This is a genomic window from Paenibacillus sp. PAMC21692, assembly GCF_014303795.1.
GTDB lineage: Bacteria > Bacillota > Bacilli > Paenibacillales > Paenibacillaceae > Pristimantibacillus > Pristimantibacillus agaridevorans.
This window is the reverse complement of record NZ_CP060293.1, coordinates 3,876,452-3,894,836: the sequence shown is the minus strand read 5'-3', so window position 1 is coordinate 3,894,836 and position 18,385 is coordinate 3,876,452. Positions and strand designations below refer to the sequence as shown.

At 53.5% G+C, this 18,385-nt stretch carries 13 protein-coding genes; 3 read left to right on the top strand and 10 right to left on the bottom strand.

What is annotated here, in order from left to right:
• Positions 1 to 63: 63 nt before the first annotated feature.
• Together H7F31_RS15385 and rbsK are read right to left on the bottom strand one after the other, a co-directional pair.
• Positions 64 to 528, bottom strand: a complete 465-nt coding sequence (locus H7F31_RS15385; protein WP_261800432.1) for a hypothetical protein — start codon at positions 526 to 528, stop codon at positions 64 to 66.
• Between the two features lie 22 nt (positions 529 to 550).
• The gene (rbsK, locus tag H7F31_RS15380) at positions 551 to 1,507 is read right to left on the bottom strand and encodes a ribokinase (RefSeq protein ID WP_187104898.1); all 957 of its coding nucleotides are present in this window, start codon (positions 1,505 to 1,507) and stop codon (positions 551 to 553) included.
• A gap of 259 nt (positions 1,508 to 1,766) precedes the next feature.
• Here rbsK and H7F31_RS15375 point away from each other — a divergent pair, with 259 nt between their 5' ends.
• Positions 1,767 to 2,897: a copper amine oxidase N-terminal domain-containing protein gene (locus H7F31_RS15375; protein ID WP_187104897.1), complete on the top strand. Its 1,131-nt coding sequence runs from the start codon at positions 1,767 to 1,769 to the stop codon at positions 2,895 to 2,897.
• Here the strand turns inward: H7F31_RS15375 and H7F31_RS15370 are convergent.
• The 6 genes from H7F31_RS15370 to H7F31_RS15345 form a co-directional block, all read right to left on the bottom strand.
• Entirely contained in the window at positions 2,894 to 3,832 is a 939-nt protein-coding gene (locus tag H7F31_RS15370) for a VanW family protein (protein ID WP_187104896.1), read from the bottom strand. The two genes, H7F31_RS15375 and H7F31_RS15370, sit on opposite strands and share 4 nt — an antisense overlap.
• An 82-nt stretch (positions 3,833 to 3,914) precedes the next feature.
• A complete protein-coding gene (locus H7F31_RS15365) occupies positions 3,915 to 6,149 on the bottom strand; it encodes a right-handed parallel beta-helix repeat-containing protein (RefSeq protein WP_187104895.1) in 2,235 nt (744 codons plus the stop codon).
• Positions 6,150 to 6,308: 159 nt separating this feature from the next.
• Positions 6,309 to 7,649: a DUF445 domain-containing protein gene (locus H7F31_RS15360; protein WP_187104894.1), complete on the bottom strand. Its 1,341-nt coding sequence runs from the start codon at positions 7,647 to 7,649 to the stop codon at positions 6,309 to 6,311.
• Complete coding sequence (locus H7F31_RS15355; protein WP_187104893.1) at positions 7,646 to 8,944, bottom strand: DUF445 domain-containing protein; 1,299 nt, start codon at positions 8,942 to 8,944, stop codon at positions 7,646 to 7,648. The genes H7F31_RS15360 and H7F31_RS15355 overlap by 4 nt, the downstream gene beginning before the upstream one ends.
• Before the next feature lie 185 nt (positions 8,945 to 9,129).
• Complete coding sequence (locus H7F31_RS15350) at positions 9,130 to 10,302, bottom strand: peptidoglycan-binding domain-containing protein (RefSeq protein WP_261800431.1); 1,173 nt, start codon at positions 10,300 to 10,302, stop codon at positions 9,130 to 9,132.
• A 520-nt stretch (positions 10,303 to 10,822) separates the two neighbouring features.
• Positions 10,823 to 13,516: a glycoside hydrolase family 78 protein gene (locus H7F31_RS15345; protein ID WP_187104892.1), complete on the bottom strand. Its 2,694-nt coding sequence runs from the start codon at positions 13,514 to 13,516 to the stop codon at positions 10,823 to 10,825.
• 149 nt (positions 13,517 to 13,665) lie between these two features.
• Here H7F31_RS15345 and H7F31_RS15340 point away from each other — a divergent pair, with 149 nt between their 5' ends.
• Positions 13,666 to 14,529, top strand: coding sequence for a helix-turn-helix domain-containing protein (locus H7F31_RS15340; RefSeq protein ID WP_187104891.1), 864 nt, complete (start codon positions 13,666 to 13,668; stop codon positions 14,527 to 14,529).
• A gap of 6 nt (positions 14,530 to 14,535) precedes the next feature.
• Here H7F31_RS15340 and H7F31_RS15335 read toward each other — a convergent pair whose 3' ends face one another.
• A complete protein-coding gene (locus tag H7F31_RS15335) occupies positions 14,536 to 15,801 on the bottom strand; it encodes an MFS transporter (RefSeq protein ID WP_187104890.1) in 1,266 nt (421 codons plus the stop codon).
• A 253-nt stretch (positions 15,802 to 16,054) separates the two neighbouring features.
• Between H7F31_RS15335 and H7F31_RS15330 the strand changes: the two genes are divergently transcribed.
• A complete protein-coding gene (locus tag H7F31_RS15330; protein WP_187104889.1) occupies positions 16,055 to 16,684 on the top strand; it encodes a 3'-5' exonuclease in 630 nt (209 codons plus the stop codon).
• A gap of 139 nt (positions 16,685 to 16,823) precedes the next feature.
• Here H7F31_RS15330 and H7F31_RS15325 read toward each other — a convergent pair whose 3' ends face one another.
• Entirely contained in the window at positions 16,824 to 18,344 is a 1,521-nt protein-coding gene (locus H7F31_RS15325; RefSeq protein WP_187104888.1) for an alpha-glucosidase/alpha-galactosidase, read from the bottom strand.
• Positions 18,345 to 18,385 lie beyond the last annotated feature (41 nt).

Here is an 18,385-nt window from a genome sequence, read left to right as displayed (position 1 = left end):
ACCTTCGGACCCAAGTATGCTTCCTGCATACTCGGTTCCGAAGGTCAGGCTACATTCCGGATGTTATTTCATTCCCTCCGTAAGCGCTCGTACATGCTCCTCTACGGCGGACTGTTGCTCCTCCGTCAAATCTTGAATTTTAAATCTCTCCCACTTTTCGTCCGGAATTAAGATGGTCGAAGGCTTGACAAGCTCTTCTCTATGCTCATATCCCTCGTCGGTGAACGATAAATTCGATTGATAGGCTTTGCTGTAAATCGCTTCCGTTTTCACGTAATTCCCTTCTATATCAAAAATGTCCTCAATCATTCTTATTTCCGTTCGGATATGCTTTTCTCCCTCTTCGATAACCGTTACGGAATTCACCTTTTTATATCCCGACGTTTCAAAGTAACCTTCATCGTTTTTTTCCGAAGTCTCTATCACGAAAACCTCAATATGCTTAACCTTTTCCGTACGGCCGCAAGCACTTAACAAAAGGATGAACATGGCCATGGTTACGATTGTAAAGAGTACTTTGAACTTCAATACGTTCACCTCCCTCCAACCTTTACGTTAACAAAAAACTTCTTCCTTCCAAAAATAATTCGACCTCTTCCTTTACCGGTATCGACTGCTGAGCGCCAGACTTCGTTACGGTTAATGCCGCGGCAGCGGAAGCATAACGCAAAGATCGCTCCACTGTCTCGCCGCTCTCCCGCATCGCGGCGAACGCGCCAATAAATGTGTCGCCGGCGGCAGTGGTGTCGACCGCCTCTACGGCAAACGCTTTGACGCGAATCGTCTCTCCGGATTTGTCCGCGTAAATGGCTCCCTTGGCTCCCAGGGTGAGCACTACGCTCTCTACGCCAGCTTCAACCAGCGCCCGCGCAGACCGGATTTCGGCGGGGGCCTCATCTCCTTCTTCTGCCGTTAACCTCCCGCCAATCAGCGTATCAGCTTCCGTTTCGTTCAAAATCAAACAATGGATTGCCGCATAAGCATTCTCGGGCAGCTCGACAGCCGGTGCAGGATTAAAATAGACACGTTGCCCCCTCTTCGCTGCTTCTTTCATTGCCGCCAAAGTCGTCTTAAGCGGAATTTCGTTCTGCAGCAGCACGGCGGAACAGCCTTCGATAGCCGGCCACACCTGCTCCAATTCCTCGGGGTACATCTTGCCGTTGGCGCCTGGCGACAAAATAATGCAGTTCTCTCCAGCCTCGTCTACCGTAATAAACGCAAGCCCTGACGAGCCTTCCTTCCCGGCAACGGAGCCGGTATCCACCCCGTAGCCATCTAGTGACGCCATCAGATCTCGTCCATGCCCATCCGTTCCTACCGCTCCGGCCATCCTGACTTTAATGCCGGATTTTGCCGCCGCTACAGCCTGATTGGCTCCTTTTCCTCCCGGGCTGTACATCGGCTCCGAGCCGTGTATCGTCTCTCCCGGCAGCGGATGCTGCTTTACGCTGACTACGATATCCATATTTATACTGCCCAAGACGGCAATTGCGGGTTGTTCTTTCATCGTTCCATTCATCCCTTTCGATTACTGATCATATGTTTGTTTTCTAGTAGTTTAACCGATCAGGGACGTCACCGTCTTGCATAATCTGGCTATTCTGTTGCAACAATTGGCTAACAAAGATAGGCGCACCCAGATTTCGTCTGCGTCGAGCGACTTATTTGTAGATCGACGGACAAATTCGACAGTATTCGACATTCAATTTCCGTTATAATGACTTCATGCAAGCATACCGACTTCCCGACAAGGAGTGACGAGAAGTATGAAGGAGACGCTGCTTAAACGAAGGAAAACGATTACATTAATTTTCGCCTTGTTATGGATTTCGGCCATGTTGTTCCCGGGTGCGGCCTTTTCGGCAGAAAGAACGGTCGAGGTATACGTGAACGGAAAATCATTAACGTTTGGGGATGCATCACCTATCATTCAAGACGGCAGGACATTTGTCCCCTTCCGGGCGATCTTCGAGGCGCTGGGTTATACGGTAACATGGGATGGCGAGGAACAAGTAGCCAGTGGGGAAAAGGACGGCTTCAAAATTGAATTGACGATAAACAGCTTTATCGCTAGAGTCGGGAGCGAGGAAACGGCGCTTGACGCTCCGGCAAAAATGATAGGCGGCAATACGCTAGTCCCCCTGCGGTTCGTATCGGAACATAGCGGATATGACGTCGTTTATATGTCAACGCAGGATACCTTTGCAATTGGCATTTATGATCAATACGATATGGATCCCATTCCCCTGCGAGCGGAGCCGCGGCAGATCGCGGGACGCGTGACGGACGAGAGCGGCTCGGCTGAGCCTGGCATTCCGGTCATCGCTGTTAATACGGATTCTCCTGACATGGAAGCCAGCGGACTGTCCAGCGAATATGGCTATTATTCCATCGAGCTTCCATCAAGCACAAAAGGAGACAACTGGACGTTGTCTCCTACGTACGAGATTCAATATCATGGCAAAAGTTATATCGGCGATCTCCATGCCGATCTGTCCGGGCCTGTCGATTCCCTAGAAGGCGGCATCCGCACATTGACGGCAGCTCCCATTACCGGAACCTTGTTTATGGAAGTTGACGCATCAGGTCAGTCCCTCTGGAATCCCTCCGATATCGTCATCACTTTGTCGTCGAAGGGTCCGCTGTTGGACGGCACGGAAGACGAAACCATCGTAAAGCGCGCTTCCGAGTTGACAGGCGGGATCGGCGTGCCCCTGCTCCCCATCGGGAACTATGAGGTAACCGCCCATTACATGCCGGATGGAGCCCTTCCCGTTGCTCTGCCACTGCGCCTTTCGAGCAGCGACGATCTCTACGAAGGAGCTGTATCACCGCAGTTCCAGGAAGGCGCGGAAGGCGACTATTACCTTGGCATTGAAGTAAAGCTGAACGATTAATCGCTCGTTCCGTTTACGCCGCGTTCCTCGAGGTCCACTTCCTCGGGGAGCGTGCGCGATGCTCCGGGCACCTCGCGCGGCCGCGTTTCGAGCATGTCAGAGGAGAAGATCGTGATGCTCACAGAACCCGGTCCCGCGTATGCGCGAATAAGAACGGGATGATTGTATGGATTGACGAATACGAAGTCGGGGCCATACCAGCTCACCGTGGCGTCGCGGCCCGGGGGCACGTAGTGGACATTACGGCTGTGAGAGTATCGTTCGACGATCGTGAGCCCTGCCCGATCCGCCGCGTTGTACAACGTAGAGGATACCTGGCAGATGCCGCCGCCAATATCTTCGTAAAGCTCTCCCCGAACGATAACCGGCGCCCGAAGATATCCTTTCTCCCGCGTCCGCTTTCCAACTGTGCCGTTAAAGGAAAATTTTTCGCCTGGGAAAATTACCGTATTATTAATCGCTTTTGCAGACAACACGATATTAGAGGAACGATTGCGATTCCGGCTGTTGAAGTACGTCGAATACGAGCCAATCGCATTGACCTTGATCGCTGAGAGAACTTCGCTGTCTACGCGAGGAAAGACAGGGCGCAGAGGCACCTCAAGCTCGCCCCCGCCTTTCTCGAACATGCTCCCATATAATCGACGTCTAAACTCTGCGCCGTGCAGTTTCATGCCCGGCTTCTCCGGCACGATTCGACCGGCCCCGTCAAGCACCGCGTTGCGAGGTTCGGTCTCCACCCGCTCAGCCACATGCTTGATCAGCGCGTCGAGCTTGCTCTCGTCAATCAACGGTCCTACAGGAAGATCGTGTATATAATCCGATTGTTGGATTTGCGATAACGTATCGCCTTGGTGAACGATGTTGATCGGCTCTTGCGCCGTCTCCTGCGTTCCGATCAGCATCATCGCTGCCAATATCCAAGTCAAGCTCATCTGTCGCTCAGCTCCCGCTTCCGTAGTAATCGGATTAGTATGCGGCAGTGAAAGCAGACTTATCCATGATTGGAGGTCTTCTTCAATTATTTAGTTCGTTTCCTTCCGATACGTCATTGTCTTTGATGGTCAACGCTGCATGCTTCAGCTTGTTATTTTTGATTGTATAGGCAGGCGCATCCGTTCCAGCGTATAAGGTCGAGATCCCGATGGCATACAGGTTAGATGAAATGTCGTTGCCTTGGATGACCGCCTTTAAAATATCGTGTTTATCGTTCCGCTTCCAATAATCGTTGAGCTTGATCAACTCTACATTTTCCCGAGTCAATCGATTAGCGATTAAGGTATTATTTTCTATCAGCACGTTTGCTGCCGACTGTACGGATATCAGAGACGCATCGCCAAGTCCTTCGAAGGTGGAGTTCCTTATAGTCAGATCCAGCTTGGCATTGTCTGCGATCAGTCCGTTCATCGCGGTAGAGCCGATTCGGAACGAACAGCCGTCGAACACGTATTTCCCGCCCAAGGATAAACCGATTGCTCCCGACTTGGCGCCTTCCGCGCCCTCGAAGCTGCAATTTGTGTAGGTAGCCGGAGGCAGGGACAAACCATAGGTGGCGTTGTAATTCAACACCTGCAAGTTGTCGATCACGCTGCCGGGCTCAACGCCGCCGGTAAAGGTACGAAATTTGGATTCGCCGATAATCGTAATGTTGGACAGCTTCACCTTCTTGCCGAATAACGACAGTCCGGCCTCTGCCGATTTGTTTTTGCTAGTGATCGTCACGTTTTTTGCCGTAACCCCGTATGCTTCCTTTGCGCTGATGCCCAAAATTCCGTCCGTTACTTCCATGCCGTCGATGGTAATACGAGGCCCCTCCAGCGTCGTGTACGAGTTGTTTAGCCGATTGTCCTGGAACGTGACGTCGTGATAAGCGATAATACGCGTTCCGTCAAAATGATTCCCTCTTATGAGCGCCCCTGTAAACGGAGGCGATACGGCTAATCCGATGGCTCCTTTGGAGGCCAAATGATTCCCTTCCACGATGGCGTCCCTTCCGTCATACAGGATAACGTCATAGGAGGCGTTATTATGGAACTTATTGTCCTTGATCATAATATTGCTGTTTCGATTGCCGTTCTCGCCGAAGCCGCCTTCCACATCGATCCCGGATTGCGGCATCGTGCCTTTCATATGATGAAGCTCATTACCTACGATCAGCACGCGATCCGCGCCGCCCACCGTAATCCCCTGTCTTCTGTTGTAGGCGAATTCCGAACCCCGGACGACGACGTTAGAGCTGACTACTCGGTTCCATTGCTCGATATAGGCCCCTTTGAAGCCCTTTTGCGAGAACACGAGATGGGCATAGCTTGCTCCGTCCGGCAAAGCGATGATGTCGCGAGCATTGACGCTTTTGCGACTGCTGATTAGCGTGTTTTTGCTGGAATAGAAGAAGATATCGAAGCTGCGAGGCAGCTTGAGGTTATTAGCCATTTCGAATTCGCGCCGATCTTTAAAAATCGCATGGTCGAACTTCAAAGGGATGGATGTTCTAATTTTCGCCGGATCGGCGACCCGTTTGCCTTTGGCGTCTATGCCACCCGACTCAAAGCTGTTCTCGTACAGATCCCGCACCATCGTTCCATGCCCGCCCAGTACTAATCCATCTCCCGTAAAATGTGTCGCTTTCACCCCATCGATCGTCACATTTTCCGCGCCGATGACGCTGATGCCGTATCCGCCTTCATGGGTGCCGGGAGTATATGGACTTTCCTTCTTGGAGTAATCATGCTGGTCCTTGTCGCCTTTATAGATTCCGCCTCTGAGCGTAACATTATTGTCGCCGTACCTCACTTGAAGCAAAAAATAACTTTCCTTCGCGTTAGGCTCCTTCTGAATCGTCACCTTGTCGCTAAGCTCGAACAGCATATTGGCGACCATCTCGATGTTGCTGTTTTTGTCGATGGTATACGTGCCCGCAGGAAGTGTGACTCCCGTAATGCCCGAGTTATGCGCCCAAACAAGCGCTCTGTTTATCCCCCGCGTCGTTTCAACCGGCTTGCTGCCATCGTTGCGAATGCCCCATCGTTTGAGATCGATGGTATGCAGCTTTGTTTGGTAGGTCGTGGGATCTGCCCCGTCAGGCAATTCTGCCTCCTGCAAGCTTACGGCAGCGCTTCGACTCACACTATGCGTAAAGCCTGCTAATACGTTCGCTGCGGCAGGCACAATTGTTCGCTGAAAGCCTGATAACGACGCCACCGTCATTGCCACTTGGCATGCAATGAGTGCACTAAATAGGATTAATTTCATGATATCCCCCCTTAAATTCCACTACCTTCCAACTATACCACCGCATTTGTGCGGTATACAGAACAGATAGTCCTAATTTATGAAGGGAGCCCCGAACGATCGCCGGTACGAGGCATCCATTCGGGGCTCCTGCTCGGGCATATAGCCCTAAGAGGTTGTTCAAAATATCCAATTCAGCAACGGCGCGTAAATTCCGTGCAAGAAACCATAGATCAAGACGCCTACCCCGGCACCGATAAAAGCGCCATTAAGTCGAATACGCTGAAGGTCGACATCAACCTTGCTCTCGATAAAAGAGACGAGTCGCTCTTTCGTGAAACCGCCGAGCGTCTTGCGCACAATTTTTCCGATCACGGCATGCTCCGTCTCGATTACCTGTCTGACGAATTGCTGAGCGTACTCTTCCAATTGCGCCTTGGTTTCTTCGTCATTTTTAAACCATTCCCAATACGAGTCTAACAGTCCTGCAAACCAAGCCTTCACATCCGCCTGGCGCAAAGTGCCTTCGTCGGTGACCACATACTTTACCTCTGCTCCTTCAGTCAGCAATCCTTGAACAGTCTTAAGCAGAGCCTCAATGGTAGGCTGCAAAGAGATTTGCTCCAGCACCTCCAGCTTCCACGTTTCGATAGAAGCGGCAATGTCCTTGCTGTCGGACAACTTATCCGCCAATACATGGAGCTGCGTCTCCAGCAAGACGCGCATTTCATGGTCCGGTCGTTTCAGCTCTTCCATAAACGTGATCAGATCGCGATGGAGTGTCTGGGCCGCATCGTCAAGATTAAGCGCGTCCGCGGATTCCGCGAACTCGACGATTTTTTGTTTGAACCATCTTGCGATAGAACCGCCTTCGTTCACGAACTTGTTTTTCTCTCGGGACAGCATCTCTCGAATAGCTTCTTTGACTGCATCGCCTGCTGTCAGCCTTGCAGCATAATCGACAATATACCCTAGCCAGCTCTGAACGTTTCCGCTCCGAAGAATCCATTTCAGCCCTTTGCCGGCATACGTTGACAGATTGACTCCCCGCAGCGCATTCCTCGTATGATGATCCAAAGTTTGAGATGTGGCGGACGTATCCATCCTCTTAATCAGGTTGCTTGCCAACGTCCAGCCCAGATCGGATATCCGTTTGCCATCCGGGCGACTGTCCGCCCACGAGATCAGCGCTTCCACAATTCGGAACTGTTTGATTTTGTCGCGGATGAGCTCCTTGTTGAGCAATTGCTCTTCGACCATATAAGCGACGCCGTCCACCAGCTTGTCGCGGTTCCTTGGGATAATCGCCGTATGCGGTATCCAGCTCCAGCCGAACGGATGGCGGAACAGTACCGTTACCGCAAACAAATCCGCAAGCGCTCCGACAAGGCCGGCTTCGGCCGTATAGAGCAAAAGCCGTGACCACCAGGCAGCGGGATAATAGTAATGACCGACCGCCGCGCCGATAAACAGCAAGGCAAGCAACAGCAGGCTGGCATTTGCCTTTTGTTTCATCGTCATGAACCGCCACCCCCTATCCAGAAGGTTGCACAATAAAGCACGATTCCGACTAACGACCCGACGAGCATCCCGTTTAACCGGATATACTGGAGGTCCTTGCCCGCCTTATCTTGGACGAGCTCGATCAGATCCTTCTCCGAGAATGCGCCGAGCTTCTCTCTTACGAGGGAGCCGATCATGGCATGTTTCTGCGTAATCCAGGACAACAATCCACGTTTCATCATAACGTCGAGAGAGGTTTGAAGGCTTCTATCCGACGCCAAGCGGTCCATCCCTTTATTCCATTGCGAGCGCAGCCACATAAGCGGCTGTGAGACAGAATCGTCGTTAGACATACCTTTCGCTTCGGTCAGCTTTTCTCGAATTCTCTCCAAGCGGACTGCCAGAAATTCGTCCAGCTTCAGCTTTCCGTGGGCGGCTTGCAGCAGTTGATGTTTGCCAGCCTCGACCTTCTGCCGTAATGCCTCGTCTTCGCGAAGTTTTTTTACGAGATCGATTATTTTACCGCGCAGCACCACTCTTTGCGGATGATCGGCTTGACCGAGCTCCGAGAGAAAATGAACGATCCAGGCTTGCACCTTGGAACTGATGGCATGTGCGTTCATGCCGGCCGTAAAGTCGACCAGACGCCTTCTGAACTTTTCTCCTTCGTAGGATTTGATGGCAGCGGCAGCAAACTTCTCGATCAGCTCGCCAAATTGCGGCGTACCCGCCAATCTGGCCAATTGCTCGGCGCCGAACGTGATGATTCGATCATCGTATCCGTTCTTTACGCTCCACTCTGCTACATCCGCAATAAGATCGGCAATCTGGATCGTACCCGCCCGTTCCTTGGTAAACGCTTCGATACCCAGCGCAAGCTGTTCGGCATCTACCTTGCCCAGCAAGTCGGCGACAAGTTTGACGGCAAGCTCCTTCGCGTTCTCTCCCCCGCCGTGTTCATGCAAATAACGAACGACGACATCGGCCAAGTTCAGCTCCTCCAACGTTTCTTTGATGGCGTCGACGGTAAGCAGTTCTTTTTCGACCATATCCGATAATTCGCCAATCAGCCGCTCCCGATTTTTTGCGATAATACGCGTACCCATCCACGAAGGCCATGCTATTCGCAGCGGATTGCCGAACAAGGCGCTGATCGCAAACGAATCCGCCAACCCGCCGATCGTCGCCGCGCTGAAAGCCGCGAACAGCAACCCTCCGCCGAACGTATGCTGGAACGGGAACGTGGCCAATATGCCTGCCGCCGATAGAGCAAGCAATGCATTCGCTTGGGTTTTGATGTTGTTCTTACGCATGCTCCCATCACCAACTTTGTTATAATTGCTAGAATCTTCTACTGCTAGTTTACCCTTTTTTAGTTCCGTCAACCACCTGCCCCAGTCTAATAGCTCTCCTGCGTCAGTCGTATCCCCCAATGGAACCAGAGAAGGACCTGACGCCAATCGTCAGGTCCTTCATTTCCGCTTAGCGCGGAGCCGCGTTATTGCTGGCTTTTAGACTTGCTGTCCACGCCGCCCATGTTGCCTTTGCCGCCGCCTGTTCCGGCTCCGCCAGTGCCGCCGCCCATGTTGCCTTTGCCGCCGCCTGTTCCCGTGCCGCCAGTGCCGCCGCCCATGTTGCCTTTGCCGCCGCCTGTTCCAGCTCCGCCAGTGCCGCCGCCCATGTTGCCTTTGCCGCCGCCTGTTCCCGTGCCGCCAGTGCCGCCGCCCATGTTGCCTTTGCCGCCGCCTGTTCCCGTGCCGCCAGTGCCGCCGCCCATGTTGCCTTTGCCGCCGCCTGTTCCCGTGCCGCCAGTGCCGCCGCCGATGTTGCCTTTGCCGCCGCCTGTTCCCGTGCCGCCAGTGCCGCCGCCGATGTTGCCTTTGCCGCCTTCTGTTCCTGTGCCGCCAGTACCGCCGCCGATGTTGCCTTTGCCGCCTTCTGTTCCTGTGCCGCCAGTGCCGCCGCCGATGTTGCCTTTGCCGCCGCCGGTACCTCCTTCGATACCGGTTCCTGCACCACCGCCTGCACCTGCTCCGCCGCCAGTGCCACCTAAACCGCCGCCTGCGCCACCACCTGCGCCGCCTGCACCGCCGCCTGCTCCACCTGCACCGCCGCCTGCTCCACCTGCACCGCCGCCTGCTCCGCCGCCTGCGCCACCAGCGCCGCCTGCACCGCCGCCCGCGCCACCTGCTCCACCTGCACCGCCGCCTGCTCCACCTGCACCGCCGCCTGCTCCACCTGCACCGCCACCTGCTCCACCTGCTCCGCCGCCTGCGCCACCTGCTCCGCCGCCTGCGCCACCTGCTCCGCCGCCTGCGCCACCTGCACCACCAGCGCCGCCTGCTCCAACGCCTGCACCTTTGCCACTTGCTTTTCCTTTCCATTTGGCTTGCGCTTTCGTGCCAGCCTTAGCAGCGGAATAGGAATAGGTTATAGATTGTAACGTTTTGGCATCCACTGAGCCTGTTACCTGCAATCCGTGCATTTTTTGATAATACTTTACACCTTTTACGGTTTGAGGTCCGTAATAACCATCAATTGGACCTGCGTAGCTGCCGATCGACTTCAGCATGCCCTGAATGACGTATACATCGGGACCCTTCGCCTTTTTGCCAACTGCCTGAGTCGTTTGAGGCAGACTGAACATAAGCGCTAACGTAATAACAGCCACACTTACATATTTAGCTGCACGAATTGCAGGGTGTTGCCTTCTTTTTTTTCCTGAAGCATCTCTGACTTGATTTTTCACTGGATCGCACACAGCCTCTCTAAATAGGGGTTTTTATTTCCTTGCTTACTATCCCCATTTTTCGGAATTCATTACGCGCCATCCAAAAAAAATCTTTATCTATACCCCACTTTTACTAACAGCAAACACAATTTGCTGCTCTCGGGCAGTTGAGTTATCACAAGCACCAAATCACCCTGACGGATGATTGGAAGGTAATGGCTACGAGCATGCCTATCCTCCAACGGAGCCATAAGCGTTACTAACGCCTATGGGCGTCTTCCCATAACAGCTGAAGCTCATTATCCACGGTTTGGTATGTCGCATAATTTCCTATAATATAAAGAAACAGCTCCTCCGGTCATAATCCGAAGAAGCTGTTTTACTTGTTGGGTTTATGCGGTTGTCATCTCTATCTTCGCTATCTTTCCTACGCTCGCGATATTCATGCCAAGTTGAACGCTTAGCTAATCGCAACGGCCGGCTGACAGTTGAAGTCGTACGCAAACTTGTACGTGCCTGAGCCTGCCTCCAAGATTACGCCATCACCAGACTTCAACAGCGTTAAACCTGCCGAGCTTTCCAGCGGCTGTCCGCTCTCCGCGACGACGTCTGCGCCGGCCGCTCCCGGCAAGCGGATCTCCGCGCTCGTATTCGGCGGCACGGTAACCTCCAGCTCGATGGCGCCGTTTTCGCCGAGCTTCCAAGCCGAGCGGATTCTGCCGTACATCGTCTCCAGCTCGCCCTCGGCGAATGTCAGTCCGCCTCCCGGCTGCGGCGCGACGACGAAACGCTTGTATCCTGGCGCGGACTCCTCAGGCTGTATTCCCGCTACCGTGCGGTAGAGCCAGTCTCCAACGGCGCCGTAGGCATAGTGATTGAACGAGTTCATATCCGCGCTCCAGAAGCTGCCATCCTCCTTGATGCCGTCCCAATGCTCCCAGATCGTCGTTGCTCCTTTCGTTACGGGATAGAGCCAGGACGGGTAGTCCTGTTGCAGCAGCAGCGTATACGCCTCGTCCAGCATGCCGTGTTTGCTTAGCACGTGGCTGATATAAGGCGTGCCTACGAAACCCGTCGTCAGATGATGTTTGCTGGCTTCCAGCAGCTCCTTCAATCGCAGCGCCGAACGACGCTCGGAAGGTTCGTCGAGCAGCTCGAACATAAGCGCCAGCACATGTCCCGTTTGCGTCGACGAAGAGAGACGTCCGCCCGGCGTCACGAATTCCTTGCGGAACGCATCCGCGACTTGACGCTCCAGCTCCGCATAGTGCGCCGCATCCTCTTCCCGGCCAAGCACCTCCGCCGACTTCCGCACAAGCTTAACGGAATAAGCGTAGAAGGCCGATGCGATGATATCGCGATCCGTCGCTCCGATATAATCGCCGGACTTGGCGTCGAGCCCCAGCCAATCGCCGAAGTGGAAGCCCGTATTCCACAGGTGAGGATGATCTCCCTGCGCCTCTATGAACGATACCCAGCCCTTCATGCTGTCATATTGCCGCTCCAAAATACGTTTGTCGCCATAGCTGGCATACAGCGTCCACGGAATAATGACGGCCGCATCGCCCCATGCCGCCGATCCGTAGGAGTCATCGGCCAGCACATGCGGCACGACGAACGGAACAGCTCCGTCGCTTCGTTGATCCGCTGCGAGATCGCCTAGCCACTTCGCGAAAAATGGCGCCACATTGTTCAAGTAGACGGCCGTTCCTATAAACATCTGGGCATCGCCAGTCCAGCCCAGACGTTCATCGCGCTGCGGACAATCCGTCGGCACATCGACGAAGTTCCCCTTCAGCCCCCAACGAATATTGCTCTGAAGCTGGTTAATTAGCGGATTCGAGCAAGAGAACTTCCCTGTCTCCTCCATGTCCGAATGGATAACGACAGCTTCGAACGCATCCCGCTCGAACGCTGACACCGCCCCTTCCAGCTTGACAAAACGGAATCCCTGGAACGTAAATCTCGGCTCGAACGTTTCGATGCTTTCACCCTTCAACGTATAACGGATATTTTGCTTCGCCGATCGCAGATTGTCGGTATAGAAATTACCTTCGGCATCAAGCACTTCGGCATGTTTCAAAGATACCTCGTCACCCGCCGTTCCCCGTACGCTGAATTTCACCCATCCGACCATGTTTTGGCCGAAATCGATAACGGTCTCGCCCTTCGGCGTCGTCAGCCATTCTACGGGCTTCAGCGTCTCCTTTTTCCGTACCGGCACGTTAATCTGCGGCGTCAGCACTTCGTATGTTTGCGAAATCGCCTCAACAGACTGCCAATCGGACGATTCGGAAAATGCAGTCGTGCTCCAGCCGGGGTGTTCCAGCGAAGCATCGTAGGTTTCCCCATGATAGATTTCCGACATCCGGATCGGGCCCGGGGCCGAAGTCCAGCTTCCATCCGTGGCAATTACCTCTTCGCCGCCATCCTCATACTGGACGTGAAGCTCCGCTAGAAGCGCCAACCGATTGCCATAAATCTCCTTCTGATGACTCCAAGCCAGATTCCCTTTATACCAACCGTTGCCGAGCCAAGCGCCAATGGCATTGTTGCCAGCCGTCAAATGATCCGTTACGTCGTACGTCTGCGTCTGCAGCACATTGTTGTAGCTCGTCCAGCCCGGCGCGAAATACGTATCGCCAACCCGCTTTCCGTTCAGCTCCAGCTCGTATAGGCCCAGCGCAGTTGCATAGATTCGAGCTTGCTTAACAGGACCGCGCAGGTTAAATGTTTTGCGAAGCAGCGGTACTTGCTCGGCATCCGCAGGCAATTGCGCCAAAGGCGCCGATATCCACTGGCCCGACCACGCCTCTCCCTTGAGCTTGCCCGTCTCCCAAAATGCTGCAGGAGACCAGTCCGATACGACGCCGTCCCCGTCCCATACGCGAACGCGCCAATAATAACGTTTGCACGATTCGGAGATTAAACCTGCCGCTTCGACGAAGGTCGATTGCTCCGTGTTAATGATGCCGGATTGCCACAGAATGTCGTGGAAGCCCGCATCCGATGCGACTTCGAGCTCGTATGCTGATTGATTGACTTTGCGTTGGCCAGACGTCGCTTCCAGCTTCCAACTGAGCAGCGGCTGCCTCTCCCCGATCCCGATCGGATTGTGCTGGTATTCGCATTGGACACTTGTAACTTGGATCATCGTTAACCCTCCCATAATAACGGCTCCTAAGAGCTGCACCGTAATATAGTTCTTATTATAAGAGAGCAATTACTTTCGATTATAGGTATAATGGACATAATGAATGGGTAAAACGGACATTTTTTTGCAGGAAGCTGGAGGGAGTTTTCATGAAAAAAACGACAGAAACGTTACGGGGCAACTACTTCTTTAAGCAAGACGAGCTGATACATGTAAATCGGAACGACGAAAACTTTGTTGGTCCGTTCCATGATCATGATTTTCTGGAAATTGCGTATATCGTGGAGGGAGAGGGCTTTCATCATATCGGAGAATCGGTGCAGAAGGTCCGCAAGGGGGAGCTGTTCTACTTGCCTATCGGCATCTCTCACGTCTTCCGTCCGAAATCCACCTCGGGACAGAAGCTGGTTGTCATCAACTGCCTTTTCTCCCACAGCTTGATGCCCAAGCTAATCGCCTTCGCCTCGGAAAAGCAGACCGTGGATTTCCTGTGGCGCATGAGAGATGGCCTCCTAGGCAATTACAGCGTCCGGGATCGGAACGACCGCTTCGAGCGGCTGTTTCAGTCTATGTTCGAGCAGTATTCGACACCCGCGCCAGGCTGTGAAGATATGCTGCATGCGCTGCTATTCCAGCTCGTCGTCGAGCTACACCGTTCCATGAGTGAGAGCGAGAAGACCGACCAGTCGCTGCCCAAGGAAGCGGCTTTCCAGGATCTTCTGCATTATCTTCGCAATAATTGCGAGCAAGAGCTGACCTTATCACATCTCGCCCACTTAAGCGGCTTCAGCGCGCGACACTTGCAGCGGTTATTCCACCAGCACACCGGCCAAAGCTGGTTCAAATATTGGCAGTCCGTCCGGGTTCGCCGAAGCTCGGAGCTTTTGCTGCGAACGTCGGACAAGATTCAGCATATTGCCGAAGCTGTCGGCTACAAGGACATTCATTCCTTTAATACGGTATTCAAGCGGCTGACCGGTCTTACTCCGAGCCAATACCGGAAGCGCGATTAATTTCCTTTATTGCTCCGCTTTCTCCACATCCTGCCCCTTCTCCCTGATGAGGAACACCAATATATATTGCAGGACGGCCATGATGAACAAGATGACGGGCATAATCGCAGACTCCAGATCGGTGGCCCACAGCACCAGCAGCGTGATCGACAGCACCCTGCCTACATTCAAGAACAACTCCCGCATAACGACGGATTCGATACGAAGCTGTCCTTTGAGCGGAAGCGTGCCGATCAGCCTGTAGTAATAAGAAGTCAGCGTATTGATGGCAAGCGGATTGCAGATCGAGAACAGGATCATAAACAGGACGACGGACCACAATTCCACGCCGAAGAGGAGCAGTCCGGAACCTGCCACTACGCCTGTCGTGGACAGGAATACGTATTGTCTGACGTTCTCCTTCTGCGCCTTGCGCGAGATAACATACCCCGTAGCGACAGTCAGCGAGGAGAAGAAAACCCCGAGATATCCGACCCAGTCCTCCCGTCCCACCGCCTGGAACAACATAATATTGGGCAAGAACAGCATAAGCCCCTGGAACAGGCCCAGTATGAAAAAGCTGTACAGCGCCTTCAGCCAGCGTCGGTTACGGTGCATGACGAGCCCCATTAATTTTAGATAATAAACCTTGTGATGGGTTTCCACCATGGGGATTCGAAAGCTGACAACGGCGGCTATGACGAACATGACAAATGCGATCGTAAAGATCGTTATATACCCTTGCAATCCGTCATTCCGCTGAATGACGAATCCAGCAAGCGCCGGTCCCAGCAGCCCCGCGCCATTGAACATGACCATGTTCATCGCCAAAAACCGAATCCGGTTCGCCTCCGTCGACACATCGTATTGTAGAACGAGATAACCCGTCCAATAGAATCCCGAAGCGATCCCGTTGAACAATGCGAACCAGACATAATATTGCGGGACTTGCTCCTGCGCCAGAATAACCATCAAATAAAACAACGCGATCATTACGATGCCGACTCGATACGTCACCATCCGATCGCGTTTTTTCGCGATCAAGCCGCCCGCCGCAAAAGCTATTGGGGTAATCGCGAACACAATGAGGTTGTACAGCGCATTAACTTTGAGATCCTGGGTCAAGCGCCACAGATACAAGTTCAAAAATAAACCCGACATAGAAGCCCCGAACTGAAAGCAGCTATGAATCAGCAGAGCGGTTACGGCATCCTTGCCAAGCCGTCTCTCCGGCGGTATGCCCTCTCCCTTCGCCATGTCTTTCATCGTATTCCACAAATGCCGCAATGCCATCTGACGTTCCCCCTCGTCGCTCAACACGTATCTCCGTTGTATTGCCAATACGATTAGTTTATCATATCGGGTCGGGATGGGAAGTCCAATTCTATCCAAAAACAGAATTCCGCCTATCCCCGATTCTACGCTCGCCACAAAGCTTCCCTGGCAGGAATCCGCTTCTGAGGGAGGGAATTCCTGTCTGATGTAGAATACATAAAGTACGTGTTCAAAAAGTTCGGTTCTCAGTACCGAGAAGGCGGTGATTCCAATGAAAGCCATTCAACAGCTTAGCTTTACGGTATTCGACTTCGAGACGAGCGGGCTCGATCCCAAAAACGACCGCGTCATCGAGATGGCGGCGATCCGTGTCGTAAACGGAGTCGTCGCCGGAGAGTTTAGCACGCTGGTGCAGTACGACGGCAAGCTGTCTCCCAAAATTACGGAGCTTACCGGCATTACGGACGACATGACGGCATGCGGCATGGACGAGGATACCGCGTTCCGCATCCTGAACCGGATGCTTGGCGATCATATTCTTATCGCCCATAACGCCCAGTTCGACCTCAGCTTTCTTCATCATTCCCTGATGAGAATCGCGGGAAGGTCGTTCCGGAACGATTTTATCGATACGTTGACCATCAGCAGAGCAAGACATGTATACCCGCATACCCTTAAGGATATGTGCGACCGCTACGGCATTCCGCTGATCGGCGGCCATCGCGCTTTAAACGACGTCATCGCTTGCTGGGAGCTGTTCCGGACAATGCATGAAGAACAGCCGGCAATGGATTCGCTTAACGTGCTCGGATATATGAGAAAATACGGCCCTCCCAAGTGGAGTCCCCCAAACGCCAAACTTGTGCCGATCGAGCTCAAATACGCGCCTCGCGAAGCTTAATGTGCCATATGTGCCATGCCTGACAACCAGGGCGAAACGGCTGTCGTCGTCGTTTGTTGGCACAGTAAAGACCCGGATGCCTTATCCGGGTCTTTCTCTTAGCGTTCTTGAAGCCGCAATGCAAGCGGCATTGTATCCCTCAGCCATTCGAAGACGTTGCCGTCTTTTCCCGATCTTTGCCTTTATCCGACTCGCCCGCATTGCGATTGGCAGATTCCCGATCCTGCTGCATCTCCTCCACTGTCTTGACCTTCAGACGGGCAGCTCCCTTGTAATCACGGGTAGGCAGCAGCGGTCCCTTCTCCAGCCTCTCTCGGGCCGCATGGATGGCGTCGCCGTATTGCGGCAGCCACTGTTCTCCCGCTACCAGCATCTCGTCGACCATCTGCCAGATTTCCTTGGGGTTGCATACCGCTCCTACCAGAGGGTCCATCATAAACGCCTGGCGCAACAATTGATCGTCGCCGCTCACCGCCGCCTCCACAGCTAATCGCTGCACGGAGATGCTCACGTTGCAAACCGCGGCAGGGCCTAGCGGCAGCTCTCCGACATGCGGCATGGAGATGCCGTTGCGATCCACGTAACCCGGCGCCTCGATAATGGCATCATCCGGCAGATTGGAGATGACGCCGTTGTTGACGACGTTGAAGTGGCCTCGATACACCCGCCCCGTCTCCAGGCTTTCGATGATGTAGCTGCCGTGCTCTTCGCCGCGTTTCTCGCCTTTGTACTCGTAAGCGGGCTCCTTCATCCAGTTCGGGAAGTCCGTCTCGAACCAGTTGCGCCCTTCCGTGCTTACTCGCAAGTAACCGCCGGTCTCCCCGTTGATCCACGAACCGAGGTCGATCCAATCTCCGATCTCCTCCGGACGTTTCCGGTACCATGGCACGTATTCGCTCAGATGTCCATTGGATTCCGTACTGTAGTACCCAAAGCGGCGCAGCATGTCGATACGCACTTTTTCCGTTCGGCTGAAATCCTCGTGGTTCTCGAATGCTTCCAGCAACCTGCCGGTCAAGTCCTCCCCCTTATGCTTGATGGAGATGTACCAAGTCTGATGGTTAATGCCGGCGCAGATAATATCCACTTCCTTCTTCTGGAGCCCGAAAGCCGTCGCGATTTGCCAGTGTCCGCCCTGCACGCCGTGGCACAGGCCGATCGTGCGAACGCCGCCGTACTTGTTGCATGCCCAAGTTAGCATCGCCATAGGGTTGGCGTAATTGAGCAGAAGCACGTCCTCTGACGCGCATTCCCGAATATCACGGCAGATGTCCAGCATCGCGGCAATGCCGCGTTGACCGTACATGATGCCTCCCGCGCTTAACGTATCTCCGACACATTGATCGACGCAATACTTTAGCGGGATATCGATATCCGTCGCAAATGCCTCCAAACCGCCGGCGCGAATCGTACAGATCACGTATTTGGCTCCTTGCAGCGCTTCCCGGCGATCAGTGGTCGCCTGAATTCGGATGGACAGACCGTTTTCGTCGATATCGCGCTGGCATAATTCCGTCACCATGCGCAAGTTATGTTCGTTAATGTCCGTAAACGCTACTTCCGTATTCGCGAACTCCGGCACCGACAGCAGGTCGCGCAACAACCCTCTCGTAAATCCGATCGAACCCGCACCGATGAATGTAATTTTGAAAGAAGACATAAAATCAACTCCTTCTCTAATGGTTGACAACTGGGTATGTG